Annotated in this window: 21 protein-coding genes and 1 tRNA gene; 14 read left to right on the top strand and 8 right to left on the bottom strand. The window is 73.1% G+C overall.

Annotated elements, in window-relative coordinates; translation table 11 throughout:
* Positions 1 to 94 precede the first annotated feature (94 nt).
* From ACQPZG_RS22750 to ACQPZG_RS22735, 4 genes are all read left to right on the top strand, one after another.
* Positions 95 to 1,438 carry an ABC transporter substrate-binding protein gene (locus ACQPZG_RS22750; RefSeq protein WP_433547577.1) on the top strand — a complete coding sequence of 448 codons (1,344 nt, stop codon included), beginning with the start codon at positions 95 to 97 and terminating at the stop codon, positions 1,436 to 1,438.
* A gap of 13 nt (positions 1,439 to 1,451) precedes the next feature.
* Positions 1,452 to 2,486: a carbohydrate ABC transporter permease gene (locus ACQPZG_RS22745; protein WP_433547576.1), complete on the top strand. Its 1,035-nt coding sequence runs from the start codon at positions 1,452 to 1,454 to the stop codon at positions 2,484 to 2,486.
* Positions 2,483 to 3,388, top strand: coding sequence for a carbohydrate ABC transporter permease (locus ACQPZG_RS22740; RefSeq protein ID WP_433547575.1), 906 nt, complete (start codon positions 2,483 to 2,485; stop codon positions 3,386 to 3,388). Before ACQPZG_RS22745 ends, ACQPZG_RS22740 begins: the two co-directional genes overlap by 4 nt.
* 106 nt (positions 3,389 to 3,494) lie before the next feature.
* Positions 3,495 to 4,919 carry a GH1 family beta-glucosidase gene (locus tag ACQPZG_RS22735; RefSeq protein ID WP_433547574.1) on the top strand — a complete coding sequence of 475 codons (1,425 nt, stop codon included), beginning with the start codon at positions 3,495 to 3,497 and terminating at the stop codon, positions 4,917 to 4,919.
* Positions 4,920 to 4,944: 25 nt separating this feature from the next.
* On the opposite strand, the gene ACQPZG_RS22730 is transcribed toward ACQPZG_RS22735, so the two are convergent.
* On the bottom strand, positions 4,945 to 5,778 hold the full coding sequence (locus tag ACQPZG_RS22730) for a hypothetical protein (RefSeq protein ID WP_433547573.1): 834 nt from the start codon (positions 5,776 to 5,778) through the stop codon (positions 4,945 to 4,947).
* A gap of 244 nt (positions 5,779 to 6,022) precedes the next feature.
* On the opposite strand from ACQPZG_RS22730, the gene ACQPZG_RS22725 reads away from it, so the two are divergent.
* Positions 6,023 to 6,460, top strand: a complete 438-nt coding sequence (locus ACQPZG_RS22725; RefSeq protein WP_433547572.1) for an SRPBCC family protein — start codon at positions 6,023 to 6,025, stop codon at positions 6,458 to 6,460.
* Between the two features lie 16 nt (positions 6,461 to 6,476).
* On the opposite strand, the gene ACQPZG_RS22720 is transcribed toward ACQPZG_RS22725, so the two are convergent.
* The 3 genes from ACQPZG_RS22720 to ACQPZG_RS22710 all read right to left on the bottom strand — a co-directional run bounded on the left by ACQPZG_RS22720 (position 6,477) and on the right by ACQPZG_RS22710 (position 9,584).
* Positions 6,477 to 7,319, bottom strand: a complete 843-nt coding sequence (locus ACQPZG_RS22720) for an alpha/beta fold hydrolase (RefSeq protein WP_433547571.1) — start codon at positions 7,317 to 7,319, stop codon at positions 6,477 to 6,479.
* A gap of 145 nt (positions 7,320 to 7,464) precedes the next feature.
* The gene (locus ACQPZG_RS22715) at positions 7,465 to 8,892 is read right to left on the bottom strand and encodes a HAMP domain-containing sensor histidine kinase (RefSeq protein WP_433547570.1); all 1,428 of its coding nucleotides are present in this window, start codon (positions 8,890 to 8,892) and stop codon (positions 7,465 to 7,467) included.
* Positions 8,889 to 9,584 (bottom strand): response regulator transcription factor, encoded by a 696-nt coding sequence (locus tag ACQPZG_RS22710; protein ID WP_433547569.1) that lies wholly within the window; start codon positions 9,582 to 9,584, stop codon positions 8,889 to 8,891. Before ACQPZG_RS22710 ends, ACQPZG_RS22715 begins: the two co-directional genes overlap by 4 nt.
* 112 nt (positions 9,585 to 9,696) lie before the next feature.
* Between ACQPZG_RS22710 and ACQPZG_RS22705 the strand changes: the two genes are divergently transcribed.
* Positions 9,697 to 10,245, top strand: a complete 549-nt coding sequence (locus ACQPZG_RS22705; RefSeq protein ID WP_433547568.1) for a hypothetical protein — start codon at positions 9,697 to 9,699, stop codon at positions 10,243 to 10,245.
* A 102-nt stretch (positions 10,246 to 10,347) separates the two neighbouring features.
* On the opposite strand, the gene ACQPZG_RS22700 is transcribed toward ACQPZG_RS22705, so the two are convergent.
* Positions 10,348 to 11,259, bottom strand: coding sequence for a spermidine synthase (locus ACQPZG_RS22700; RefSeq protein ID WP_433547567.1), 912 nt, complete (start codon positions 11,257 to 11,259; stop codon positions 10,348 to 10,350).
* A gap of 225 nt (positions 11,260 to 11,484) precedes the next feature.
* A complete protein-coding gene (locus ACQPZG_RS22695; protein ID WP_433549506.1) occupies positions 11,485 to 11,982 on the bottom strand; it encodes a hypothetical protein in 498 nt (165 codons plus the stop codon).
* Positions 11,983 to 12,555: 573 nt separating this feature from the next.
* Here ACQPZG_RS22695 and ACQPZG_RS22690 point away from each other — a divergent pair.
* Positions 12,556 to 13,986, top strand: coding sequence for a hypothetical protein (locus ACQPZG_RS22690; protein ID WP_433547566.1), 1,431 nt, complete (start codon positions 12,556 to 12,558; stop codon positions 13,984 to 13,986).
* A gap of 6 nt (positions 13,987 to 13,992) precedes the next feature.
* Here ACQPZG_RS22690 and ACQPZG_RS22685 read toward each other — a convergent pair whose 3' ends face one another.
* Positions 13,993 to 14,595, bottom strand: coding sequence for a histidine phosphatase family protein (locus ACQPZG_RS22685; protein ID WP_433547565.1), 603 nt, complete (start codon positions 14,593 to 14,595; stop codon positions 13,993 to 13,995).
* A gap of 146 nt (positions 14,596 to 14,741) precedes the next feature.
* On the opposite strand from ACQPZG_RS22685, the gene ACQPZG_RS22680 reads away from it, so the two are divergent.
* The 6 genes from ACQPZG_RS22680 to ACQPZG_RS22655 all read left to right on the top strand — a co-directional run bounded on the left by ACQPZG_RS22680 (position 14,742) and on the right by ACQPZG_RS22655 (position 20,524).
* Positions 14,742 to 15,881, top strand: a complete 1,140-nt coding sequence (locus ACQPZG_RS22680; RefSeq protein WP_433547564.1) for a hypothetical protein — start codon at positions 14,742 to 14,744, stop codon at positions 15,879 to 15,881.
* A gap of 64 nt (positions 15,882 to 15,945) precedes the next feature.
* Entirely contained in the window at positions 15,946 to 17,553 is a 1,608-nt protein-coding gene (locus ACQPZG_RS22675; protein WP_433547563.1) for a hypothetical protein, read from the top strand.
* 274 nt (positions 17,554 to 17,827) lie between these two features.
* Positions 17,828 to 19,180 (top strand): AAA domain-containing protein, encoded by a 1,353-nt coding sequence (locus ACQPZG_RS22670; protein ID WP_433547562.1) that lies wholly within the window; start codon positions 17,828 to 17,830, stop codon positions 19,178 to 19,180.
* A 214-nt stretch (positions 19,181 to 19,394) separates the two neighbouring features.
* On the top strand, positions 19,395 to 19,736 hold the full coding sequence (locus ACQPZG_RS22665) for a hypothetical protein (RefSeq protein WP_185031911.1): 342 nt from the start codon (positions 19,395 to 19,397) through the stop codon (positions 19,734 to 19,736).
* Between the two features lie 160 nt (positions 19,737 to 19,896).
* Positions 19,897 to 20,460 carry a bifunctional DNA primase/polymerase gene (locus tag ACQPZG_RS22660; RefSeq protein WP_433547561.1) on the top strand — a complete coding sequence of 188 codons (564 nt, stop codon included), beginning with the start codon at positions 19,897 to 19,899 and terminating at the stop codon, positions 20,458 to 20,460.
* A tRNA-Lys gene (locus ACQPZG_RS22655) sits at positions 20,451 to 20,524 on the top strand. Before ACQPZG_RS22660 ends, ACQPZG_RS22655 begins: the two co-directional genes overlap by 10 nt.
* Before the next feature lie 88 nt (positions 20,525 to 20,612).
* Here the strand turns inward: ACQPZG_RS22655 and ACQPZG_RS22650 are convergent.
* The gene (locus ACQPZG_RS22650; protein ID WP_433549505.1) at positions 20,613 to 21,866 is read right to left on the bottom strand and encodes a M6 family metalloprotease domain-containing protein; all 1,254 of its coding nucleotides are present in this window, start codon (positions 21,864 to 21,866) and stop codon (positions 20,613 to 20,615) included.
* Positions 21,867 to 22,390: 524 nt separating this feature from the next.
* Between ACQPZG_RS22650 and ACQPZG_RS22645 the strand changes: the two genes are divergently transcribed.
* On the top strand, positions 22,391 to 24,229 hold the full coding sequence (locus ACQPZG_RS22645) for a putative bifunctional diguanylate cyclase/phosphodiesterase (protein ID WP_433547560.1): 1,839 nt from the start codon (positions 22,391 to 22,393) through the stop codon (positions 24,227 to 24,229).
* The last annotated feature ends 7 nt before the right edge of the window (positions 24,230 to 24,236 follow it).

Below are 24,236 nucleotides of genomic sequence, written 5' to 3'. Positions count from 1 at the left end.
CTTGACACCCCAGCGGCGAGCCGCGAACCTTCAACACATCACTCGTGGGAGCGCTCCCACCGTACCTGACCCATCGGGCTTCAGGAGAGCCGCTATGCAGATCTTCGCTGTACGCAAGACCGCTATCGCCCTGTCCACCGCTGCCGCACTGCTGGGCGGCGCCGTTCTCTCGGGCTGTGCCTCGGACGACGCACCGGCCGGCAGCAGCAGTCCGGGGACGGACGGGACGGACGCGGACAAGAAGGGGAAGACCGTTCTCCGGATCGGCGTCTTCGGCGCCTTCGGCCTGAAGGAGGCCGGGCTGTACGACGAGTACATGAAGGCCAACCCGGACGTCGTCATCGAGCAGAACTCGATCGAACGCAACGAGAACTACTACCCGCAGCTGCTGAATCACCTGACCAGCGGTAGCGGCCTGTCCGACATCCAGGCCGTCGAGGTGAACAACATCGCCGAGATCACGGCCACCCAGTCGGCGCGGCTGATGGACCTGGGGAAGGCCGAGGGGGTGCAGAAGGACGCGTTCCTGCCGTGGAAGTGGGCGCAGGGCACGAGCAAGGACGGCAAGACGGTCGGTCTCGGCACGGACGTCGGGCCGATGGGCATCTGCTACCGCAAGGACCTCTTCCAGAAGGCCGGGCTGCCCACGGACCGCGAGGCGGTCGGCAAGCTGTGGGCGGGCGACTGGCGCAAGTACCTGGAGGTCGGCAAGCAGTACAAGGCGAAGGCTCCCGGGGACACCAAGTTCCTCGATTCGGCGTCCGGGCTGATGGCCGCGGTGACCGGCGGTGACGAGAAGCGGTACTACGACACCGACGGCAAGGTCATCTACAAGTCGAACCCAGCGGTGAAGGAGGCCTGGGACATCGCCGCGGAGTCGGCGGCGGCCGGGCTGACGGCCAAGCACCAGCAGTTCCAAAAGGGCTGGGACCAGGGCTTCGCCAACGGTCAGTTCGCGACCGTGTCGTGCCCGCCGTGGATGCTCGGCTACATCCAGGACAAGGCCGGTGACGCGGGCAAGGGCAAGTGGGACGTGGCCGCCGCGCCGAAGCCCAGCAACTGGGGCGGGGCGTTCCTGACCGTGCCCGAGGCCGGTAAGAACAAGGAGGCCGCGGCGAAGCTGGCCGCCTGGCTGACCGCTCCGGCGCAGCAGGCGAAGTTCTTCGCCGAGCGCGGCAGCTTCCCGAGCGCCCAGGCCGCGTACTCGCTGCCCGAGGTGTCCGGGGCCAAGCACGAGTACTTCAACGACGCGCCCATCGGGACGATCTTCTCGGAGGCCGCGAAGGGGGTCCCGGTCCAGATCATCGGCCCGAAGGACCTCGTCATCGCGCAGAACCTCGCGGACATCGGGATGCTCCAGGTCGACCAGAAGGGCCGCTCCTCCGAGGAGGGCTGGAACGCGGCGGTGAAGGCGATCGACAACGCACTCGACCAGTGAGCGGACACCTCTGATGAGCAGCCCGAGCAGTCAGTCCGTCAAGGTCCCGCCCTCCCCCTCCGCCGAGGGGGCGGAGGGCGGGACCGCCGGGGCCGGTGCCACGCCGCCGGCCCGCAGGCCCAGCACGTGGCGCAGCCGCCGTTACCGCTGGGACATGAAGTTCAGCCCGTACGCCTATGTCGCGCCGTTCTTCGTGTTCTTCGTCGCCTTCGGTCTCTTCCCGCTCCTGTACACCGGCTGGGCGTCCCTCCACCAGGTGGAGCTGACCGCGCCGACCGACATGAACTGGGTGGGGTTGCGCAACTTCAGCCGGCTGATGAGCGACGAGTTCTTCTGGAACGCGTTGCGCAACACCGTCACCATCGGCATCCTGTCCACCGTTCCGCAGTTGGTGATCGCCCTGGGCATCGCCCATCTGCTGCACTACAAGCTGCGCGGCTCGTCGTTCTTCCGGGTCGCCGTCCTCACCCCGTACGCCACGTCCGTCGCGGCGGCCACCCTGGTCTTCGTGCTCCTCTTCGGACGCGACTACGGCATGTTCAACTGGGCGCTGGGACTGCTCGGCGTCGACGCGGTCGACTGGCAGAACGGCACCTGGACCTCGCAGCTCGCCGTCTCCTCGATCGTCATCTGGCGGTGGACGGGCTACAACGCGCTGATCTACCTGGCGGCCATGCAGGCCATCTCCCCCGACCTGTACGAGTCGGCGGAGCTGGACGGGGCGTCGCGCTGGCAGCAGTTCCGGCACGTGACGATCCCGTCGCTGCGGCCGACGATCCTGTTCACGGTGGTCGTCTCGACGATCGGCGCCACGCAGCTCTTCGGTGAACCGCTGCTGTTCAGCGGCAGCGCGGGCGCCACCGGCGGCTCCGACCACCAGTTCCAGACGCTGGGGCTGTACCTGTACGAGCAGGGGTGGGTGAACCTGCACCTGGGGCGGGCCTCGGCCATCGCCTGGACGATGTTCCTGATCCTGGTGCTGATCGGGCTGGTCAACTGGCTGATCTCGCGGCGGCTGACCAAGAGCGAGAAGGGACCCCGGTCATGAGCACGACGGCCGTACGAGACGAGGTACGGGCACCGCGGGAACTCAAGCCGCAACGGACGCGGGGGGTGCGCAAGGCGGGCCGGCAGCGGCACGCCGGGAAGCTGACGTACGCGATCCTGATCGTCTTCACGGTCGGTTCGCTCTTCCCCCTGGTGTGGACGGCGATCGCCGCGTCCCGCAACAACACCCGGCTCGCGCAGACCCCGCCGCCGTTCTGGTTCGGCGGGAACCTGTTCAAGAACCTCGAAATCGCGTGGACCGACGCCAACATGGGGGCGGCGCTGCTCAACACCGCGGTGGTGGCGGGCTCGGTCGCGGCGGGCACGGTGCTCTTCTCGACCTTCGCCGGGTTCGCGTTCGCCAAGCTGCGGTTCCGGTTCAAGAACCTGCTGCTGCTGCTGGTGATCGGCACCATGATGGTGCCGCCGCAGCTGAGCGTGGTGCCGCTGTACATGATGGTGGCGAAGCTCCAGTGGACCGATCAGCTCCAGTCCGTGATCCTGCCGACGCTGGTGAGCGCCTTCGGCGTGTTCTTCATGCGGCAGTACCTGATGGAGGCGCTGCCGATCGAGCTGATCGAGGCGGCGCGGATGGACGGGGCGAGCAGTATCCGGGTGATGTGGCACATCGTCTTCCCGGCGGCCCGGCCTGCGATGGCGGTTCTCGGGATGCTGACGTTCGTGATGGCCTGGAACGACTTCTTCTGGCCGATCATCGCCCTCACCCAGAACGGCAGTCCGACCGTGCAGGTGGCGCTGACCGGGCTCGGCCGGGGATTCATCCCCGACCAGTCCGTGATCATGGCGGGCGCGCTGCTGGGCACGCTGCCGCTGCTGATCGCCTTCGTGCTCTTCGGCAAGCAGATCGTCGGCGGCATCATGCAGGGCGCGGTCAAGGGCTGAGCCCTCCGCGGTGCGGGGCCCGGCCCTTCCACCGGCCTGGCCCTTCCACCGGCCCCGCCCTGCCTCCTCCCCGCTCAACAACCGATCCTTCCTACGGAGTTGATCCATGCCTTCCGCCAGTTCGCCCCTCGGCAGCTTTCCGCCCGGATTCCTCTGGGGCGCCGCGACCGCCGCCTACCAGATCGAGGGCGCGGCCGCCGAGGACGGCCGCACGCCGTCCATCTGGGACACCTTCAGCCACACGCCGGGCCGCGTCGAGAACGGCGACACCGGCGACGTGGCCTGCGACCACTACCACCGCCGCGCCGACGACGTGCGGTTGATGGCGGAGCTGAACCTGAGCGCGTACCGCTTCTCGGTCTCCTGGTCGCGGGTGCAGCCGACCGGCCGGGGTCCGGCCGTGCAGCGCGGCCTGGACTTCTACCGGGGTCTCGTCGACGACCTGCTGGCGAAGGGCATCACCCCGTCGCTGACCCTGTACCACTGGGACCTCCCGCAGGAGCTGGAGGACGCGGGCGGCTGGCCGGCGCGGGACACCGCGTACCGGTTCGCCGAGTACGCGGGCATCGTCGCCGAGGCGCTCGGCGACCGCGTCGAGATGTGGACGACCTTCAACGAGCCCTGGTGCAGCGCCTTCCTGGGGTACGGGTCGGGGGTGCACGCCCCGGGCCGCACGGAACCCGTGGCCGCCCTGCGCGCCGCCCACCACCTCAACCTGGCGCACGGCCTGGGCGCGCAGGCGTTGCGGTCGGCGCTGCCCGCCAGGGCCCGGATCGGCATCAGCCTCAACCCGAGCGTGGTGCGCCCGCTGACCCCGTCCGCCGAGGACGTGGACGCCGCGCGGCGCATCGACGCGCTCGCCAACCGGGTCTTCTCCGGGCCACTGCTCAAGGGCGGGTACCCGGCCGATCTGCTCGCCGACACCGCGTCGCTCACCGACTGGTCGTTCGTCGAGAGCGGCGACGAGGCGCTGGCCCACCAGCGGCTCGACTTCCTGGGCATCAACTACTACACCCCGGCCGTCGTCTCGCACGCCACGGAGCCGGACGCCCCGCGCACGGACGGGCACGGGGCCAGCGCCCACTCCCCCTGGCCGGGGGCGGACGCGGTGGCCTTCCACCAGCCCCCGGGCGAGCGCACCGAGATGGGCTGGTCCGTCGACCCGTCCGGGCTGTACGAACTCCTCGTCCGGTACGGGCAGGAGGCCCCCGGCGTGGCCCTGTACGTCACCGAGAACGGCGCCGCGTACGACGACAAGCCGGGCGCCGACGGCACGGTCCACGACCCGGAGCGGATCGCCTACCTGCACGCTCACCTCGACGCCGTGCAGCGGGCGGCCCAGGTGGGGGCCGACGTGCGCGGCTACTTCCTGTGGTCGCTGCTGGACAACTTCGAGTGGGCGTACGGGTACGGCAAGCGGTTCGGCGCGGTGTACGTCGACTTCGAGACGCAGACGCGCACGCCCAAGTCGAGTGCCCGGTGGTACGCGGAGGTGGCAGGCACGGGCGTGCTGCCCGGCCTGCCGGCCTGAACCTCCGTCCTCCCCGAACCCCGCGTCACGCCTTCGGGTTGGCCCCCTGGCCCACCTTGCCCGTCATGTCGGCGGTCTCGGCGGCCGGCGGGGCCTTCGCGTCGACCTCCGTGCCGAAGTCGGACAGCTCGAAGACCGTACGGACCTTGACCTTCTTCGGGGTGCTGGAATCCGCGCCGGTGCCCTGCGGGGCGGAGACCGTCATGTCGACCTGCTGGCGGCGCAGCCGGCCGTCCTCGTCGAGCCAGATGTCCATGGGCATCGTCGGGCCGATCTGCTTCTTGAGCTGCTCACCGTTGGCGAGCTTGGCCACGTCGACGGTCACCCGGTAGCGGGTGGTGTCGTCCCCGCCGACCTGCTCCTCGCCGAGCTTCTTGACGTCCTTGTCGTTGATGCCCTTGAGGTAGGCCGTGTTGTCGGCGGGGTTGGCCGCCTGGGCGTTGCCGCCCTGCTGCTGCGCGGCCTTCTTGAGGTCGATCTTGACCCAGGGCTTGTTGCCGGGGACGCCGGAGCGCTGCTTGGGCGGGAGCTTCTGGTACAGCACCTGGTCGACGATGCGCTGTTCCATCTTCTCGCCCTCGGAGGACAGGTTCATGACGCTGTTGCCGCCGACGAGGTCGATGACTCCCTCGCCGTCCACCGCGGCGGACTTGCCGTCGGCGGTGGACTGGGTGCGGAGCACCATCCGGGCGGTCTTCGCCTCGGTGGTCTTCTGGTTGACGTTGCGCACGGCCGCCGCGCCGTCGTCACCCTCGGGCGCCGGCGTGCTCGCCGCCCCCGCCGCCGGGGTCTCGCCCGCCGAGCCGCCTTTGTTTCCGCTGTCGCCCCCACAGGCGGTCAGCGTCGTACAGGCGAGCACTCCGGCAACACCGATGGCAGCAACACGAAGACCACTCTTTAAACGCAACATGGGAAAACCCTCCGCATACATGGATGTTCATGGACTTCCGGTGTACGACACAGTCACGTCTGCCCCGGGCCGTCCGGATTACGCGCAGGTAATTGCCGAGGGGTATGCGGGTAGGCGGCCGACGACAGCAACACGCGGAACACGTCACCCGTCGCGCAAGGCCGCAGGAGGCCGTACAAGGAGGATCCGCACCATGTCGTCTTCGATCGTCGAGACCATTGACGTCAATGCCCCGGTGGCGGACAGCTGGGCGCTGTGGAGCGACGTCACGAAGTGGCCGACCTTCCTCTCGCACGTCCAGCGGGTGGATGTGGTCGACGAGCGCACCTTCACCTGGTGGCTGTCGCTGCCGGGTGCGGACAAGGCCTTCACCGCCGAGCTCACCGAGGTCCTGGCCGAGGAGCGCATCGCGTGGAGGACGACGGCCGGCGTGCGGCACGCCGGGGTCGTGACCTTCCACCGGCTGAGCGACACCACCAGCCGGGTCGCGCTCCAGATCGAGTACGAACCGCAGGGGTTCGTGGAACACCTCGGGGCGCTCACGAATCTCGACAGGACGCTGACCAATTACGACCTGGGCCAGTTCCAGCGCCTGGTGGAGGAGAACGCCGCGAACCGTCTCGCGCGGTGAGCCCTGGCGTCGTCCCTCACGCCGCGAGGAATTCCAGCAGCGCCCCGGTCAGTTCGGCCGGGGCGTCCTCCTGTACGAGATGGCCCGCGCCCGGAATCGGAACGAAGTCGGCGCCCGGAATGCGGGCGGTGAGCGCGCGTCCCCGCTCCGGCGGAATCCAGGTGTCGTCCTCGCCCCAGCACACGAGCACGGGCAGGTCGAGTTCCCCGTACCGTCCTTCCACCTCGTCGGTCCACCTCTGGTCGGACTGGGCGATCTGCCGGTAGAAGGCTCCCTGCCCGGCGGGACCGAGCCAGGGCGCGGCGAGTTCCTCCGCGACGGCCGGGTGCAGGCCGCGCGCGGACGCCGTGCCGATGTACTCGCGCACCAGGGCGGCGTGCAGATGCGGGGGAAGCTGCTCGAAGACCTCGGCGTGCTGACCGACCAGCCGGAAGAAGGACGTCCCCCACGGGGCGAGGGCGACCGGGTCCACGAGGGCGAGCCGACGGTAGCGGGCGCCGTGCAGCAGGTGTGCGCGCAGTGCGGTCGCGCCGCCGAAGTCGTGGGCGACGACGGCGGGCGGGGTCGCGGGCGCCCAGTGCGCGAGGAGTTCCGCGAACACCCTCCCCTGCGCGCCGAGCGAGACGTCCTGCCCCTCGCTCTTCTCCGACTGCCCGTAGCCGGGCATGTCCCACACGTACACCTGGTGGCCGCGGGCGGCGAGGGTGCGGGCGACGGCCCGCCACACGTACGAGGAGAACGGCGTGCCGTGCAGCAGGACGACCGGCGGCCCCTCGGGGTTCCCCAGGCGGTCCCAGCGGACTTCGCCGACGGAGCTGGGGAAGGTGCGGGTGAGGTGCCAGTGGCCGGTGGAGGTCATGCGGGGACCCTACTTCGTCGGCCTACGGGTGCAGTGAAGCAGCTCACTCGTGGCCACCCGTCAAGCGGCTTTCCGGCCGCTCAACAGACCGTTTCCCAGACCGAATCCGTACGGTACGGCCCAGGCGTCCGGGCACGGCGCGGCGTCAGGCCGGGCCCCCCGGGGTGGTCCGGTGCCGCGGGGGGCCGTCGGGGGCGACCGCGTCCCGTCGGCCCTTGCGGCGGCGTACGACCCGGTGGCCGCGGCGTTCCCGGCGTCCCGCGCCGTGCAGCGCCAGCCAGATCCGGACCTCCGTGCCGCCGAGCACCGAGTAGCCGATCCGCACGTCGCCGCCCGTCGACTCCGCGACCCGCCGCACGATGTCCAGGCCGAGCCCCGTCGAGCCGGTCCGCTCACCGCTGTTGCCGCGTGCCAGCGCCGCCTCCGGGTCCGCGATGCCAGGACCCGCGTCGGAGACCAGGACGATCACCGCGTCCTCGCCGTTGTGCACGTCCACGGAGAAGGGGGTGCCCTCCGGCGTGTGCCGGAACACGTTGCCCAGCAACGCGTCCAGCGCCGCGGCCAGCTCGGGCCGCGCGACCGGGATGCGGACAGGCCGGTCCACACCGGCGAGCCGCACCTCCCGCCCCTCGTCCTCGGCGAGCGCCGACCAGAACCCCATCCGTTCCCGGATGACCTCCGACGCGTCGCAGCCGGCCCCGGTGGCCGGCTGGGTCTGCGGGCGCTGCTCCCGCGCCGTCCGGATGATGGTGTCGACCTCGCGCTCCAGCTGTTCGACCGCCGCCCGGGTCTGGTCGGCTGCGGGCCCCTCCCCCAGCGAGGCGGCGTTGAGCCGCAGCACGGTCAGCGGGGTGCGCAGCCGGTGGGAGAGGTCGGCGGCCAGTTCCCGCTCGTTGGCGAGCAGTTGCACGACCTGGTCGGCCATCGAGTTGAAGGCGACGGCCGCGGACTTCAGCTCCGGCGGGCCCTCCTCGGGGACCCGTACCCCGAGCTTGCCGTCCCCCAGGTCCTGGGCCGCGCCCGCCAGCCGCTGGGCGGGCCGCACCATCCGTACGCCCAGCCGGTCCGCCACGGCGACGGATCCGACGATCAGCGCCAGGCCGACCCCCGCCAGCACCAGCCAGGCCGTCGCGACGCCGTGGCTGACGTCCTCCTCCGGGACGAAGACCTCGACGATCGCGATGTCGCCGCTGGCCAGGGCGGTCGGCTGGAGGATCACGGACCCGCCGGCCGCCTGCGCCGTGTAGGCGCGGCCGATCCGCCGGGTGGCCTCCACGTCCGCGCGGGAGGCGCGCCGGGTGCCGACCTCCTGGGCGTCCTGCCCGCCGGTGGCCGGGATGTGGATGGCCATCCACCCCTTGCTGCCCGGCTCGGTGATCGCCATCGCGCGCAGGAGCTGTTCGCGGTCGGTGGTGATGGACAGCGTGGGTCCGATGGACGCCGCCTGCCGTTCCGCGCCCGAGAAGGCGCGGTCGCCGGCCATCTCGCGTACGACCAGCCCCAGCGGCACCGCGAAGGCCACCACGACCATCGCCGTGACGGCCAGACAGACCTTGACCAGGGCCCATCTCATTGCTGCGGGCCCGGAGGTTCGAGCTTCACCCCGACACCCCGCAGGGTGTGCAGGTAGCGGGGGCTGGCGGCGGTCTCGCCCAGTTTGCGGCGCAGCCAGGACAGATGGACGTCGATGGTCTGGTCGTCGCCGTAGCTCTGCTGCCAGACCTCGGCGAGGAGTTCCCTGCGCGGGACCACCACGCCGGGCCGTCCCGCGAGGAAGGCCAGCAGGTCGAACTCCCGCCGGGTCAGGTCCAGTCGCTTCCCGTCCAGCTCGGCCTGCCGTCGCAGCGGGTCGATGGCCAGGGCGCCGACCCTCAGGACGCGCGGGGGCGGCTCCGCTCCCGCGGCGCGCGAGCGGCGCAGGACGGCGGCCATCCGGGCCGACAGGTGCTCCACCGAGAAGGGTTTCGTCAGGTAGTCGTCGGCGCCGTCGTTCAACAGCCGTACGATCTCCGCCTCGTCGTCCCGGGCGGTGGCGATGATCACCGGTACGTCGGTGATCGAGCGCAGCATCTTGAGCGCTTCGGCCCCGTCCAGGTCGGGCAGACCGAGGTCCAGGATGACCACGTCGAAGCGGAAATGGGCGACCTCGCGCAGCGCCTCCAGGGCCGTACCGACGCTCCGCACGGTGTGGGAGGCCTCGGTCAGGTGCCGGATGAGGGCGGAGCGCACGAACTGGTCGTCCTCGACCACGAGCACACTTGCCATGGAACGGCACCGTACGCCATTCGGCGCATCCGCATCCCGCGGGACCGTACTCGGGCCCTCCCCCGGCATCCCCCCGGGAGGGCGGCGGTACGTGTGGGGCAGGATGACATGAATGCGACGCGGACTCATACATGCCGGGGCCTGGCTGCTGGCCACCGGCGCGGCCGTCACCCTCTCGTGGTGGGGCGTGCACACGGTGATGTCCGGGACGGTGTACGACCCGCCGCGCGCCCTGCCGATCCCGCACGTGAGCGCCGGGAGCGCCGGCCCCACACCCTCGGCCCGCCCGATGTCCTCCTCGACCCAGCGTCCCCCGCAGACCCCGGCGCCCGCCCGCACCCCCACCCCGGACCGGGAACCGGAACGCGGCACGAGCAGCCCCGGCAGACCCTCCGCCCCCGCCGGCCCCCGTACGCCCTCCCGGCCCCCGCAGCCGCCCGGCGAGCTCAAGGTGGTCAACACGGACGCGGGCCGGGTCGTCCTCTCGCTGGGGAAGGACTCGGCGAAGCTCGTGTCGGCGACGCCCGCGTCCGGCTGGGCGATGCAGGTGTGGAAGGACCCGTCGTGGATCCGCGTCGAGTTCTCGCAGGGCGCGGCCAGGCTGACGGTCTTCTGCACCTGGCACAACCACCCGCCGCTGATCGAGACCGTCAAGTCCTGAGCGACGGACGGGCCTTGCCGGGTGGGGACCTGCGCAACAGGTACGCCCCGGGAGGAGGGCGCGTCCGGGCCGGGGAGCCGGTCGGCCCTTCCCGGGAGGGACTCACTTGAAGACGGCGGCCGGCGGGACCGGCGAGGGCTGCGCGTTCGCGTCCGTCACCGCCGCCGCGCCCCCGGTGAAGTCCGCCAGGTCGCGCCCGTGCGCGACCCGGCCCGGGTGCGGGTCGGTCGCCACCCGCCGGGTCCACTCGGCGACCGGCAGGGCCGCCTGGGATCCCAGCAGTACTGCGTTGCCAAAGCGCTTGCCGCGCAGCACGGCCGGGTCGGCGGCGAGCGCGAGGTTCGGGAAGACGGCCGCGGCCGTGGCGATCTGCCCGCGCAGATGCGCCAGCGGCGGCCCGTCGGCCAGGTTGGCCGCGTAGTGCCCGGCCGGCTTCAGCACCCGCCGTACGTCGGCGAGGAACTCGGCGCTGGTGAGGTGGGCCGGGGTCCTGGCGCCGCTGAACACGTCGGCGATCACCAGGTCCGCCCACCCCTCGGGCAGCTTCGCGAGCCCCTCGCGGGCGTCCACGCCGCGCACCCGTATCCGCGCGCCGGGGTCCAGCGGAAGCTCCCGGCGCACCAGTTGGACGAGCGCGACGTCGATCTCGACGACCTGCTGGGTGGAGCGGGGACGGGTGGCGGCGACGTACCGCGCCATCGTGAACGCGCCGCCGCCCAGGTGCAGCACCTGGAGCGGCTGCTTGGGCGGGGCGATCAGGTCGACGAGGTGGCCGAGCCTGCGCTGGTACGCGAAGTCGAGGTGTGCGGGGTCGTCCAGGTCGACGTGCGACTGGGGTGCGCCGTCGAGGAGGAGGGTCCAGCCGCGCGGGCGGTCCCGGTCGGGGATCAGCTCGGCGAGGCCGCCGTCGACCTTCTCGACGACGGCCTCGGGGGCCGCGCCGCGCTCGCGCCGTCGGCCGCTGGTGCTTCTGGCCGCTGTCTCTGAGGTCGCCGCCCGGGATTTCTTCGCCACCCGGCCAGTATCGGTGCGTGCGACCGGGTCGGCCCAGCGGGGCCGGGGTGGGGGCCTCGGCCGGGACGCGGGGCCGGTCCGGGTGCGGGGCGGTACGAGGTCAGGGCGGGGATCGCGGGGTGGGGGGTGCGGTGCGGGGTGAGGGGTGCGGGGTGGGGAGGCGGGTCGGCTCGACGGGGAGCGGGCGGGGACGGGGCGGCGGGGCGGCGGGGCGGCGGGGACTGTCTAGCGGCAGCGGTCCGCCGCTTCGATCAGGCGGGCGGCCTCATCGAGCGCGCTGCGCAGTATCGCCGGGTCGGTGACCGGGCCGGTGTCGGTGGGCGGCAGCAGCCAGCCGGTGCCGGTGACGGGCGGCTCCGGCACGACGCGGGCCGCCGTCTCCCGGGTGGGCAGGGTGGTGACCGGGTCGTAGTCGGGCCGGTCCTGGACGGCGTCCGCGAAGCTCGTACCGCGTCCCAGGGTCTGCGTACAGGCGCTGCCCGGCAGGTCCCAGCAGTCGGCGGTGCCGGGCGGGACCAGGAAGCCCAGGGTGTCGCACGGGCCGTCGTGCAGGACCGGGCCGACGCCGGCCGGCGGTGCTCCCGGTGTCCCGGACCTGGTGGCTCCGGCCGCCCGGCGGAGGATGTCGACCGCCTCCAGGCCCTGGCGGGCGGGGACGGTGACCAGGTCGAGCGGCTCGGCGGACCCGGCTGCGGCCGGGCCGCGGGGGCCGTCGTACGCCAGGCCGTCGTACGCGGGATCGTCGTACGTCAGGTCGTCGTACGCCAGGCCGTCGTACGCGGGCGCGAAGGGAAGGGGCTCCGGGGAGACGGGCACCGACGCGGCGGTGGGCTCGTGGGCGGGCCTGAACCGGGGGGCCGGGCTGCACTCGGGGGTCGGCCGGTGCTGCGCCGTGGTGTGCGAGGCGGCGCAGAGGGGACGCGCGGCCGGGGCCGACGGGGGGATGGGCGTCGTGCGTGCTGGGGACTCGTGGGCTGCGCAGGTCACTGCGGTCTCGGGAACAGCTTCCACGGTCTCCGTGCCGGCCTCCAACAAGGGAACCCTCCTCGCTCGGGAGGGGGCCGCACCCCCTCCGTTCCCTGTCAACGCGCGGACGCCGTCAACGGCTACGGCGCGGCACCGCCGCAAAGGATGGCAGTTCATGGCGGATCGTGAGTGGGATTTCCGTTTTGTAGGCAAACTCCGCGTGTCGACCCTGTGACAGCCGGTACGTTTCGTGCCCGTCCGGGATGAGAACATCCGTCCCGGCAGGACACCACGGGCACCACAGCACCACCCGCCAGAGAGGGCTCGGCCATGGCCTCGTCATCAGCTGCACCCCGGCCGTCCGGCCCGAACCTCACTTTCCGGGCCCTGCGGGGGCACCGCTCACCTGGGGAGTTCGCGGCGGCGGTGCGCAGGGCGGCACGCGAGATCGGCGAGCAGGTCGCCTGCGACGCCCGGTACATCGGACGGGTGGAGGCGGGCGAGATCCGCTGCCCCAACTACGCCTACGAACGGGTGTTCCTGCACATGTTCCCCGGCCGGACCCTGCCGGACCTGGGGTTCGCCACCCGCGAGGCGGTACGGGGACGGTCGGCGCGCACCGGTGCCGACGCGCCCGCACCGCACCTCGGTACGCCCGGTCCCCCCGCGTCCGGTGCGTCCGATCGAGCCCTGTCCCATATCGACGAGGAGAGCGACGTGCTGCGTCGCGCGTTCATGACGAGCGGCTCCGCCACCATGGCGACCGCTGCCACTCTCGGCACCCTGGGGGCGCTCGGCCCGCTGGGCGCCGCCTGGGCGAGCACGCCCGGCCTGCCCGACGGCGCACCCGTGGGGCGCGTCGGGGCGAGCGAGGCCGCCGCCGTCGAGGAAGCCGTACGGCGGATCCGGCTGCTCGACGACCGGTACGGCGCCGACGCCCTGCACCGGCACGCCGACAAGCCGCTCCAGGCCGCGTACGCCCTGCTCGACGCCGGGACGGTGCGCCGCGCGGTGTCCGACCGGCTGCACTCGGGGGCCGGCGAACTGGCCCTGTCGGTGGGCTGGCTGGCACACGACTCGGGCCACTACGAGGAAGCCCGCTCGCACTACGCGGAGGCGCTGGCCACCGCCCGGGTCTCCGGTCACGCGGGGCTGGAGGCGCACGCCTTCTGCAACACGGCGTTCCTGGCCAGGGACGCGGGCCGGCCGCGCGAGGCGCTGCGCGCGGCGCAGGCCGGGCAGCGGGCGGCCCGGGGGCTGGGCTCGATGCGGCTGATGTCGCTGCTGACCCTGCGGGAGGCGGGCGGCTGGGCGGCGCTGGGCGACCGTACGGGCTGCAACGAGGCGCTCGTACGGGCCAAGTCCCTGTTCCAGTGCGGGGCGTGCGACGACGACCCGGAGTGGATGTCCTTCTTCGGGCCGGCCGAGATCGCCGGGCTGGAGGCGCAGTGCTGGTCGGCGCTGGGCGACTGGCGGCGGGCCGCCCGGTACGCGCACCGCGCCGCCTCCCTCCAGGACCCGCACTTCGCCCGCAACCTCGCGCTCTACCACGCCGAACTGGCGGACGACCTGGCCCGCTCCGGCGTGCCGGACGAAGCGGCGGCAGCCGGTCAGCGGGTGCTGGACCTGCTCGAACAGGTCCAGTCGTCGCGGATCCACACGATGCTCGCCGGGACGATCCGCACCCTGCTGCCGCACCGGCGTTCACCGGAGGTCGGCGCGTTCCTGGCACGGCACGCGAACACCGTGCGGCGGCGCTGAGCGCCGTTACGGCTGGGCGTCCAGGTGGCCGGTGTCGTTCCAGCGCTCGACGGCGGGCTCCCCGTACGCCCAGCCCAGGACCGACAGCGAGGTCGGGTCGAGCCGGAGGTGCGCGCCGAAGCCGATGTCCAGGCCCAGCCAGCGGGCTCCCAGCGAGCGCAGGATGTGGCCGTGCGCGAAGACGAGCACGTCGCGGTCCTCGGAGCGGACCCACTCGACGACCCCGTCGACGCGGGCGGTGACGTCCGCGAGGGTCTCGCCGTCGGGTGCTCCGTTGCGCCAGACCATCCAGCCGGGCTGCTGCGCGTGGATCTCGTCCGGCTTCAGCCCCTCGTACGCGCCGTAGTCCCACTCCATGAGGGCGTCCCAGTTCTGCGCGCGGTCGCTGAAACCGGCCAGGTCGCAGGTCTCACGGGCGCGGCGCAGCGGGCTGGAGCGGACCTCGACGCCGGGCAGGCCGTTCCACGGGGCGCGGTGCAGTCGCTCGCCCAGCACCTTCGCGCCGTGGCGGCCCTCGTCGAGCAGCGGGATGTCCGTCCGGCCGGTGTGCCTGCCGGACAGCGACCACTCCGTCTGACCGTGCCGCGCCAGCAGGATGCGGGGTGCCATGGCGTTCTCTCCCTGGAAGCTGGGCTGGTTCTGGTCCATATGGGACGTGGGGCCCGGAATGGGACCGGGCCGCTTTCCATCATCACCCACCGGCCGGGAGAGCGGTGACGGGGGTGTTGTCAGTGGCGGATGCGAGACTTCCGAGGGTGAACGCATCCCTGGGCAGCGGACCCGACCCCACGCCCCCGACCGCACGTGCCGACGCCGGTGTTCCGGTCCGGCAGCGCCTCGCCGAACTGCGCGGCCCGACGCGCCCGCCGCACCCGCTGGACGCCCGCGCGCTGGCGGCCCTGGCGGCCAACCCGGGGTGCGAGCGGCGGACCCTGCTGGACGGGGCGGGGGTGGACAAGGCGGCGCTGGCGGCGGCGCTCGGCTCCCCCGCTCCGTACGGCCAGTCCCAGTTCGCGTTCATGCGCGGCAACGCCTTCGAGGCCCGGGTGAAGTCCGACGGGGGTACGGAACTGCTGCGCCTGCTGGGCGTAGCGGAACCGGAGGCGGCGCGGACCCCGGACGTGTCGGCGGCCGGACCCGAGGGGCGCACGGCGCGTACGGCCCTGGCGCTGCGCGAGGCGACGACGGCGAAGGCGTGGACGCTGCTGGACCATCCGATGCTGGCCCTGGAGGTGGCGGGCACCCCCGCGTACCTGGAGCCGGACGCGGTGGTGGTGCACCCGGACGGCCACTGGACGGTCGTCGAGATCAAGTCCTTCCCGATGCTGGACGGTTCGGCCGACCCCGCGAAGGTGGGGGCGGCGGCCCGGCAGGCGGCGGTGTACGTGCTGGCGCTGGAGCGGGTCGCGGCGCGGGTACCGGGCGCGGAGGTCGGGCACCACGTGCTGCTGGTGTGCCCGAAGGACTTCTCGAACCTGCCGACGGGGTCGGTGGTGGACGTGCGCAAGCAACTGTCGGTGACGCGTCGGCAGTTGACCCGGATGCGGCGGGTCGAGGAACTGGCCGCCGCGCTGCCCGAGGGGACCTCGTTCGACCCGTCGGGCGGCCCCGAGGAGCTGCTGGCGGCCGTCGAGTCGGTCGGCGCGGCGTACGCGCCGGAGTGCCTGGCCGCCTGCGAACTGGCCCTCCACTGCCGGGGGAAGGCGCGGGAGTCGGGCGCCGTCGAGGCGCTCGGCCGCAGCGTCCGGGGGGAGCTGGGCGGCCTGAGCACGGTCGCCGAGGTGCTCGACGCGGCGCAGGGCCGGGCGGGCGACCCCGCGGACCCGACGGTCGCGGCACTGCGCAGGGCGGCGGCGCTGCGGGCCGAGGCGCTGGCCCCGCGGGGCGGCGGGTAGGAAGGCGGCCACCGGCCCGTACCCCGCCCCGTGCACGCCCCGCCCCGAAAGGCCCCCGGCCCCCATGTCGCTCATCAACACCCTCGCCCGGCTGGAAGCCACCCGGTCCGGACGTGCCCAGCCCCTCGCCACCGCTCGCCACCGCCACCTCTCGGAGCGCCCACTGATCCTCGTGCCGCTCACCACCGCCGGTGAGGCCGGAGCACCCCTGGGTGCGCTCGTCGGAACGGACCGTGACGCCCCCCGTCTCCTGGTCGTCCCCCAGCCCCGCGACCGCGACCTCCGGTTCGCCTTCCTCGCCGAGCTCGCCGAGGCCGTCCTGCCGTACCTGGACTCGTACGCCGACGACACCGAGCCCGCGGAACGCAACGAGACCGACCCGGAGTCCGGCAAGCGCGTCAAGGTGGAGGTCGAACTGTGCCGGGACGCCCCCCAGCTGATCGTCCCCAGCCGCTCCGGCATCGACTACGTACGGCTGCTCGGCCGCTCCACCCGCTTCCGCCGCACGGCCGAGCAGGACCCCGACGCCCCGTATCCGGCGCCGCCGCACATTCCGCTGCTCGGCCGCTGGCTCACCCACTACGGCGAACGCGCCCGCACCCCGGGCGCTTCCCTCCTCCTGTGCGCCACCGATCTCCTCTCCCGGCACTGGGCGACCGGTCAGAGCAGCCTCGAAGACCTGCACCTGGGCGCCCTGCTCGCCTGGATCGATCCGCCGGAGGGCGAGAGCGGGGCCGAGGCCGCGCGTCGCGCCGAGACCGGGCGCGACGGGCGGGGCCAGTTGCTGTGTCCGCCCGCGGGCCCGGCCACCGACCCCGCCTTCGACAACGCGCTCCTCGCCCCGGCCATCGACGCCTACGACCTGGCCCGCAAGAACCTCGCCGGCGCCGAGGACGGCGAGAGCGCCGACGCCCGGCTCGGCGAACTCGCCGCCGCCGAGCGGCACATCCGCGCCCTGCTGTCCGCCCAGCTCCTGCCCACCTGGCACGCCACCTGGCGCGCCCTCGACCTGGTGCGCACCCTGCCCGAGGGGCCGCGGGCCGCCGAGCGCTGGACCCGGGACCGCTGGTCGTACACCGGCCACCGGGACCGTGTACGGGCGGGCGAGCCTCCGCAGCCGCGCCGCGACAGCGCGGTCGGCGCCGCCCAGAAGCTCGCCTCCCGCGAGACGGAGCAGGCCAGACTGGAAGCCCAGGAAGCACTGGACGACCCGCTGGTGATGGCCGCCCGCAGGCTGACCGGCGAGGCGTTCACGAGCGAGGTGCTCGGTGTCGAGCCGGCCTGGACGGAGACCAAACGGCCCAGCCCCCGCCCCCTGGTGACCGTCCGCACCACCGATCTGCCGCAGCTCGGCGGGGGCGACGAACAGGTCAAGGTGTACCGCTCGCTGGACGGCGGGTCGCAGAGCGCCGAGTTCGTGCGGTGGGAGGCGGCGGGCGTGCTCACGCTGCGCCTGCTCAACGCGATGGGCCGCGCCAAGGAGCCCGCCCCCGGCACCGTCCCCGAGGTGGGCGACCGCATCTGCTGGACGCTCTTCGCCCACGAACAGCGCGGCGGGGCCCGGCTCCCCGACCCGGAGGACACCCCGTGGACGCACGGCGGCCCCCCGGCCGTGGACGGCGACGACGGACCGGAACGCCCGGACCCGATCACCCCCGACGACCTCCTGTGACCGCACACCGCGCCCCCGCAGGACCGGCACCGCACCCGGGACCGCGAACGAACCCGCCCTCCCCTCACGCCGCCGTGCCCGCACGCCCCCGACCTCCCGCGACCGCACACCGCACCCCCGCAGGACCGGCACCGCACCCGGCACCACGAGCGAACCCACCCTCCCCTCACGCCGCCGTGCCCGCACACCCCTGGGAACCACTCGTGTCTCGTCGTCCGCCCGCCGTGGCCCCGCCGCCGCGCTGTCCGCGCCCGTACTCCCCCGAGGACCGCACGTGACCCGTCCGCCCGCCGACCGCCCCGGGTTCGATCCCGGCGCCGATGCCGCCCGCGCCACCGCCGCGATCCTCCACGACACCCTGCACGGCGCCCACCGCGGAGTCGTCGTCGACTCTCCGCCCGGCGCGGGCAAGTCCACCCTCGTCGTGCGGGCCGCGCTGGAACTCGCCGCCGCCGGACGACCGTTGATGGTCGTCGCACAGACCAACGCCCAGGTGGACGACCTCGTCCTGCGGCTCGCGGAGAAGCAGCCGGACCTGCCCGTCGGCCGTCTGCACAGCTCCGAGTCCGATCCGTACGACAAGGCCCTGGACGACCTCCCGCAGGTCAGGAAGTCCGCGAAGGCCGCCGACCTCGCGGGGATCGACGTCGTCCTGTCCACCGCCGCGAAGTGGGCGCACGTCAAGGGCGTCGAACCGTGGCGGCACGCGATCGTCGACGAGGCGTACCAGATGCGCTCGGACTCACTGCTGGCCGTGGCGAGCCTCTTCGAGCAGGCGCTGTTCGTGGGCGATCCCGGTCAGCTCGACCCGTTCTCGATCGTCGGCGCGGACCAGTGGGCGGGGCTGTCATACGACCCGTCGGCGAGTGCCGTCTCCACGCTCCTCGCCCACAACCCGCAGCTGCCCCAGCACCGGCTGCCCGTGTCGTGGCGGCTCCCGGCGTCGGCGGCGCCGCTGGTCTCCGACGCGTTCTACCCGTACACGCCCTTCCGCAGCGGGACGGGACCGGAGGACCGGCGGCTGACCTTCGGCGTCCCCTCCTCCGGTTCGGCCCCCGACCGCGTCATCGACGAGGCCGCGGAGAGCGGCTGGGGACTGCTCGAACTGCCCGCCCGGCACACTCCCCGCACCGATCCGGAGGCGGTGGGCGCGCTCGCCCAGGTGGTACGCCGCCTGCTGGACCGGGGCGGCGCCGCCCTCAGCGAGCGTTCCCCCGACCCCGCGCCGCTGACCGCCGACCGCGTCGCGGTGGGCACCGCGCACCGCGACCAGGCGGCGGCGGTACGGGCCGCACTGGCCGCGCTCGGGGTGACGGGCGTCGCCGTGGACACCGCGAACCGGCTCCAGGGACGCGAGTTCGACGTCACGGTCGTCCTGCACCCGCTCTCCGGCCGCCCCGACGCGACCGCCTTCCACCTGGAGACCGGCCGCCTCTGCGTCCTGGCCTCCCGCCACCGGCACGCCTGCATCGTGGTGTGCCGGGAAGGCGTCACCGACCTCCTCGACGAACACCCCTCGACGGAGCCGGTGCAGCTGGGCGTGACAGTGAAGTTCCCGGACGGGTGGGAGGCCAATCACTCGGTACTGGCACACCTGGCGGAACACCGGGTGCGCTGGACGCCATGACGCGACCGCACCCGGCACCACGACCGCGCCGGACACCGACCGCCCCGCCGTCCGAAGCCTGCGCAGCAGTGCGAGAACGGCCGTACAAGCCGTGCGAGAACGGCCGCGCAAGCCGTGCGCGGGCGTCGTGCGGGGCCCGGATGCCCACTTGCGCGCACCCGGACAATGGAGGGTGGCCGCCTGTCCCCCGGGGGCCGTGAAAGGGAGGAAACACATGGCGGAGACCGAGCGGCCCGAGCGGCGGCTGCGCCCCGCACCGCTGCTTTTCGAGCCCGCGGAGGCGGCCGCCGACGACGAGCACTTCTTCGACCTGGAGAAGATCGAGGACCCGCGGGAGCTGCTGTCCCGGGCCACCGATCTGACGCTGGCCTTCCGGGCGGCGACGGACCGGGCGGTGGAGTTCCAGGCCCTCGCGGCGGCCCAGCTCGCCGATCCGAAGCGGTTCGACCGGCTGACGGCGGCGGACATCGCGGAGCGGGCGGCGTGGACCGAGGACTACGCGAAGAAGATGGTCGACTTCGGGCGGGACCTGCTGCGCAGCCAGCCCCCTAAGTAGGGCGCGGGAAGGTTGCCGGGCCCGCCGTGCGTGCGGCCCGTGCACCCCGGGTGCGCTGCTGGCATATGCGAGGGCCGCACGATACTCCCCCGCCACCCGATCTGTCCTCGTTTTTGGCAACACACAGAAACGGAACCTTCACTCCCCGTACACCTGGGGCATGACCACTCACGCGCCCGCCCCCCACCACACCCACTCGCTCGACCGCGTCACCCCCGCGGGCGCGGCCTGGCTCGTCTCTGCGTCCACGCATCCGCGCAGCACGCTCTCCGCCTGGGAGTCGCGTCCCGGCGCGCCCGCCGTGCTGCCCTGCGGCCCGGCCTTCGACGTGGTCAACGTGCCCGCCGTCTTCGGCCGCCGGATGCTCGACGCCCTGTGGGCGGAGGGGCCCGGGTCGGGGCCGGTGGCCGGTCAGCGCGGCCGGACGCTGCTGTTCGCCGCCCCCGGCACCGCCCAGCGGCTGCCCGCGCTGCTGGCCTGGGACGCCCGCGCCGGAGAGGTTCCGCCGCTGCTGTGCCACGGCACGGGAGACGCGGTGACCGTGCCCGCGCTCGTCCCCGGGGCCGGGGAGGGGCCGCGCTGGGTGGTGGCGCCCGACGTGCGGCATCCCTGGCTGCCGGGGCCCGAGGTGCTGTTCTGGGCGTGCGTGCGGGCGTCCCGCTTATCGATTTTTCCTCCTGCCGATCAGGGTGCTAATGTCTACGACGTCAGCAGGCGCCGCTAGCTCAGTTGGTTAGAGCAGCTGACTCTTAATCAGCGGGTCCGGGGTTCGAGTCCCTGGCGGCGCACAGACGGAAAAGGCCCCCGAGCTTCGGCTCGGGGGCCTTTTCGTGCGCCGACGCCCCGGCGACCTTCCGCTCCGGGGCGCCGCGTCCGTCAGCCCGTGGTGATCTCCACGGTCCAGCCGCCCGAGCGGGTCCGGTCGGCGACCCGGACCCGGGTCTTCTCGTCGGCCACCGTGAACGTCTCGCCGACGCCGAGCGGGGCGTCCGCGAGCGGCGGGTAGACGGAGCGGTCCGCGCAGGCCCCGGTGCGCGGGTGGGTGTCGACGACTTCGATGGGTCCGCCGCCGGACGCCGAACCGGCCTGCACCCGGTAGATGAGGACCCCGCGCACGCAGGCGTCGCGGTCGTTGCCGTGATCACCGCGCGCCTCGATGGCGAGGGCCGTGTGCTCTCCGGTGCGGACGACGGCCAGCCGGGTGCCGCCGCGCCGGCCGTCGCGCGGGGGCGGGGCGGCGAGGGGGCCCAGGGTGAGGCGGGTGGTGGCGCCCCAGGGGACGCACGCGACCTGGTCGCGCTCCAGCCAGCCCAGCTTCCACTTGTGCCAGCCGAAGGGCTCGGGGGCCAGCCCGAACTGGCTGCCCATCACGTCCCAGTCGCCGACGTGGGTGTCCCAGTCGCCCTTGCCGTCGGTGGGGCGCCGGTAGAGGTCGGGCAGGTCGAAGACGTGGCCGGTCTCGTGGGCGAGGACGTTGCGGTCCGGCGGGTGCTTCTCGAAGACGGTGACGATGCGTCGGATGTCGGTGTTGTCGGCGCGCAGCGGGGTGTCGAAGTTGACGACCTTGGTGGCGTCGGAGTCGACGCCGGGCGCGTCCGGGTCGGCGACCAGGTAGACGATGTCGTACCGGGAGAAGTCCACCCGGCGGTCGGCGGCGGCCACCGCGTCGCGCAGGTAGGCGCCGCGCCGCTCGGCGCTCCAGTCCCGCTGTATGGCGTACGCGGTGGAGTCGGCGGGCATTTCGATCCACTCGGGCACGGGGTGCGGCCGGAGGCGGAACTTCCCGTAACTGGCGCGGTGGAAGAAGTCGGAGGTGGCCGGGAAGTAGTCGGCGGTCAGCTCCCGGGGCGTGGTGAGCGGCTCGGCGTCCGGGAAGGAGAGGAAGACCATGACGGCGTTCAGGGTCTTCAGCGGGCGGGGGTAGTTCCCGTTCCAGGTGTCGAGACCCAGGGAGTGGTGGGCGGCGGTTCGGGGCAGGGCGCAGCGGCCGGCCGGGGGCTCGTCGGCGACGGCCGGGCCCGCCACGAGGCCGGCCGCGGCGAGCGCGGACAGCGCGGTGAGCAGGGCGGCCGTGCTGCGCAGTCGCAGCAGCGAGCGGTCGGCGGCGCCGGGCGCGCCGGACCCCGGCACGCCGTTTCCCGCCGCCATCCCTCCGGGCGTCAACTGACGCTGCACTTCGACCTCCGGGTCCTCCCGGTCCTCCGGGCGCGGAATGCGGAACACCTCACCCACATTGTTCTGTTTTACATAGATATGCCCTGTTCCAGTGCGCCACTCGGGTACCCGGGGCGACACTCCGTAAGGTCACAGAAAGTCACAAGCGGTCAGGAGGAGGACAGGCCAAGGCACACCCGTGCAGAAACGATCGCTCGGGAGGGGCGGGGGATGTGCGGGACCGGTGCCGGAGCGGGGTTCGGCGGTGACGAAGCTGGATCGGCCCTCGCGGCAGCCTCTATGATCGGCACACTTTCTCGCGCGGAGTCCGCCCCGGGGCAGCGGATCCTCCCCCGCTTCCCTCCCGATTCCCCGAGTTCTGCCCCGACCGGCCGACCCCCTCGCCCCTTGCCCGCCCCGACCCCGGGACCGCCCGACAGCAGGACCCGAACATCGCCCGACGACACCTGTACGACTCAATCGCCCCGCGGGAGCACACGGTGAGCGGAATCCCCGAAGAGTCCGGTTCAGGCACCGACGACGTCCCATCAGCGCCCCACCTTCCGGCGTTCATCACGCAGCGTCATCCCGGGGAGCCCCTCCCGGCGGAACCGCGGACCCGCGACGGCGCGGACGCCCGCGACTACCGGGCCGCCTTCCACGCGGGCCCCCTCGCGATGGCCCTGGTCACCCCCGGCGGCACCGTGCTGGCCGCGAACACCGCGCTCGGCGCGCTGCTCGGCACCGACCCGGCGCAACTGCCCGGCGCGGAGGCCGCGCAGCTGGTGGACCTGGCCACCGACGCCCGCACCTGGAACGCGTACCGGGAGGTCCTGGACCGGCGTCGCACCCGCTTCCGCTGCACCCGCCGCCTCAAGCACCGCGACGGGCACGCCCTGTGGGTCGAGGTCACCGTGGCCCCCGTGGCGGACAGCGAGAACGTGCTGCTGTCGGTCGCCGACATCAGCGACTGGCGCGAGCTCCAGGCCAGGCTGCGGCACCATCAGATGCACGACCCGGTCACCAGGTTGCCGAACCGGGCGCTGTTCTTCGAGCGGCTGTCGGCGGCGCTGGAGACCTCCACGTACGAGCGGGGCGGGACCGGCCGGATCGGGCTCTGCTACCTGGATCTGGACGGCTTCAAGGCCGTCAACGACACGCTGGGCCACCGGGTCGGCGACCGGCTGCTGGCGGCGGTGGCGACCCGGCTGACCCGGTGCGCGGACCAGAGCGGGTACGGGCCGGGCGGCGGTCACCTGGTGGCACGGCTCGGCGGCGACGAGTTCGCACTGCTGGTGGAGGACTCGACCGGCACCGAGCAGCTCACGGAACTGGCGCAGACGGTACTGACCGCGCTCCAGCAGCCCTTCGACCTGGCCGGGCAACGGCTGTCGGTCTCGGCGTCGATCGGCGTGCTGGAACGGTCGGCGGCGGGCACGACGGCGACCGGGCTGATGCAGGCCGCCGACACCACGCTGTACTGGGCGAAGGCGGACGGCAAGGGCCGCTGGACCCTCTTCGACCCGGAGCGCAACGCCCACCGGATGACCCGACAGGCGCTGTCGTCGACGCTGCGGCCGGCGCTGGAGCGGGGCGAGTTCGTGCTGGAGTACCAGCCCCTGGTGGATCTGGAGGGCGGCCTGGTGCGCGGGGTGGAGGCGCTGGTGCGGTGGCGTCATCCGCAGTTCGGGACGCTCGCGCCGAATCGGTTCATCGGCATCGCGGAGGAGGACGGCTCCATCGTGCACCTCGGGCGGTGGGTGCTGCGTACGGCGTGCGAGCAGGCCCGCCGCTGGCAGCTCCAGCACCCGGACGCGGAGCCGCTGTTCGTGTCGGTGAACGTGGCGGTGCGGCAGGTCTGGGACTCCGACCTGGTGGCCGACGTCGCCGCGATCCTCGAAGAGACCGGACTTGCCCCCGGGTTGCTGCAACTGGAGCTGACCGAGTCGGCGGTGATGGGCTCGGCGGGCCGTCCCCTACAGGCCCTCCAGGCGCTCAGCGACATGGGGGTGCACATCGCGATCGACGACTTCGGGACCGGCTATTCGAACCTCGCGTACCTGAGCCGGCTCCCGGTGTCCGTACTGAAGCTGGACGGTTCGTTCGTACGGGGGTTCCAGGACGAGGCGCATGCGAATCCGGCCGACGAGACGATCGTCGAGGCGCTGGTGCAGCTCGCGCACCGCCTGGGCCTGACCGTCACCGCGGAGTGCGTGGAGACGGCCGGCCAGGCGGCGCGGCTGCGGCGCATCGGCTGCGACACGGGCCAGGGCTGGCTGTACTCACGGCCCGTCTCGCCGGACCGGATCTCGGTGCTGCTCGGCGAACGGAGCGGCTGACCGGGGG

Origin of the sequence: Streptomyces sp. CA-294286 (assembly GCF_050947155.1) — a bacterium.
In the GTDB taxonomy this organism is placed as follows: Bacteria; Actinomycetota; Actinomycetes; order Streptomycetales; family Streptomycetaceae; genus Streptomyces.
This window is presented reverse-complemented; position numbering and strand designations above follow the sequence as displayed.

Excerpts from the sequence above, each read along its gene's own strand:
- ACQPZG_RS22750 (WP_433547577.1), top strand. The coding sequence starts at position 95 with ATGCAGATCTTCGCTGTACGCAAGACCGCTATCGCCCTGTCCACCGCT.
- ACQPZG_RS22745 (WP_433547576.1), top strand. The coding sequence starts at position 1,452 with ATGAGCAGCCCGAGCAGTCAGTCCGTCAAGGTCCCGCCCTCCCCCTCC.
- ACQPZG_RS22675 (WP_433547563.1), top strand. The coding sequence starts at position 15,946 with ATGTCGCTCATCAACACCCTCGCCCGGCTGGAAGCCACCCGGTCCGGA.
- ACQPZG_RS22735 (WP_433547574.1), top strand. The coding sequence starts at position 3,495 with ATGCCTTCCGCCAGTTCGCCCCTCGGCAGCTTTCCGCCCGGATTCCTC.
- ACQPZG_RS22705 (WP_433547568.1), top strand. The coding sequence starts at position 9,697 with ATGCGACGCGGACTCATACATGCCGGGGCCTGGCTGCTGGCCACCGGC.
- ACQPZG_RS22660 (WP_433547561.1), top strand. The coding sequence starts at position 19,897 with ATGACCACTCACGCGCCCGCCCCCCACCACACCCACTCGCTCGACCGC.
- ACQPZG_RS22710 (WP_433547569.1), bottom strand. The coding sequence starts at position 9,584 with ATGGCAAGTGTGCTCGTGGTCGAGGACGACCAGTTCGTGCGCTCCGCC.
- ACQPZG_RS22690 (WP_433547566.1), top strand. The coding sequence starts at position 12,556 with ATGGCCTCGTCATCAGCTGCACCCCGGCCGTCCGGCCCGAACCTCACT.
- ACQPZG_RS22720 (WP_433547571.1), bottom strand. The coding sequence starts at position 7,319 with ATGACCTCCACCGGCCACTGGCACCTCACCCGCACCTTCCCCAGCTCC.
- ACQPZG_RS22715 (WP_433547570.1), bottom strand. The coding sequence starts at position 8,892 with ATGAGATGGGCCCTGGTCAAGGTCTGTCTGGCCGTCACGGCGATGGTC.
- ACQPZG_RS22665 (WP_185031911.1), top strand. The coding sequence starts at position 19,395 with ATGGCGGAGACCGAGCGGCCCGAGCGGCGGCTGCGCCCCGCACCGCTG.
- ACQPZG_RS22725 (WP_433547572.1), top strand. The coding sequence starts at position 6,023 with ATGTCGTCTTCGATCGTCGAGACCATTGACGTCAATGCCCCGGTGGCG.
- ACQPZG_RS22740 (WP_433547575.1), top strand. The coding sequence starts at position 2,483 with ATGAGCACGACGGCCGTACGAGACGAGGTACGGGCACCGCGGGAACTC.
- ACQPZG_RS22685 (WP_433547565.1), bottom strand. The coding sequence starts at position 14,595 with ATGGCACCCCGCATCCTGCTGGCGCGGCACGGTCAGACGGAGTGGTCG.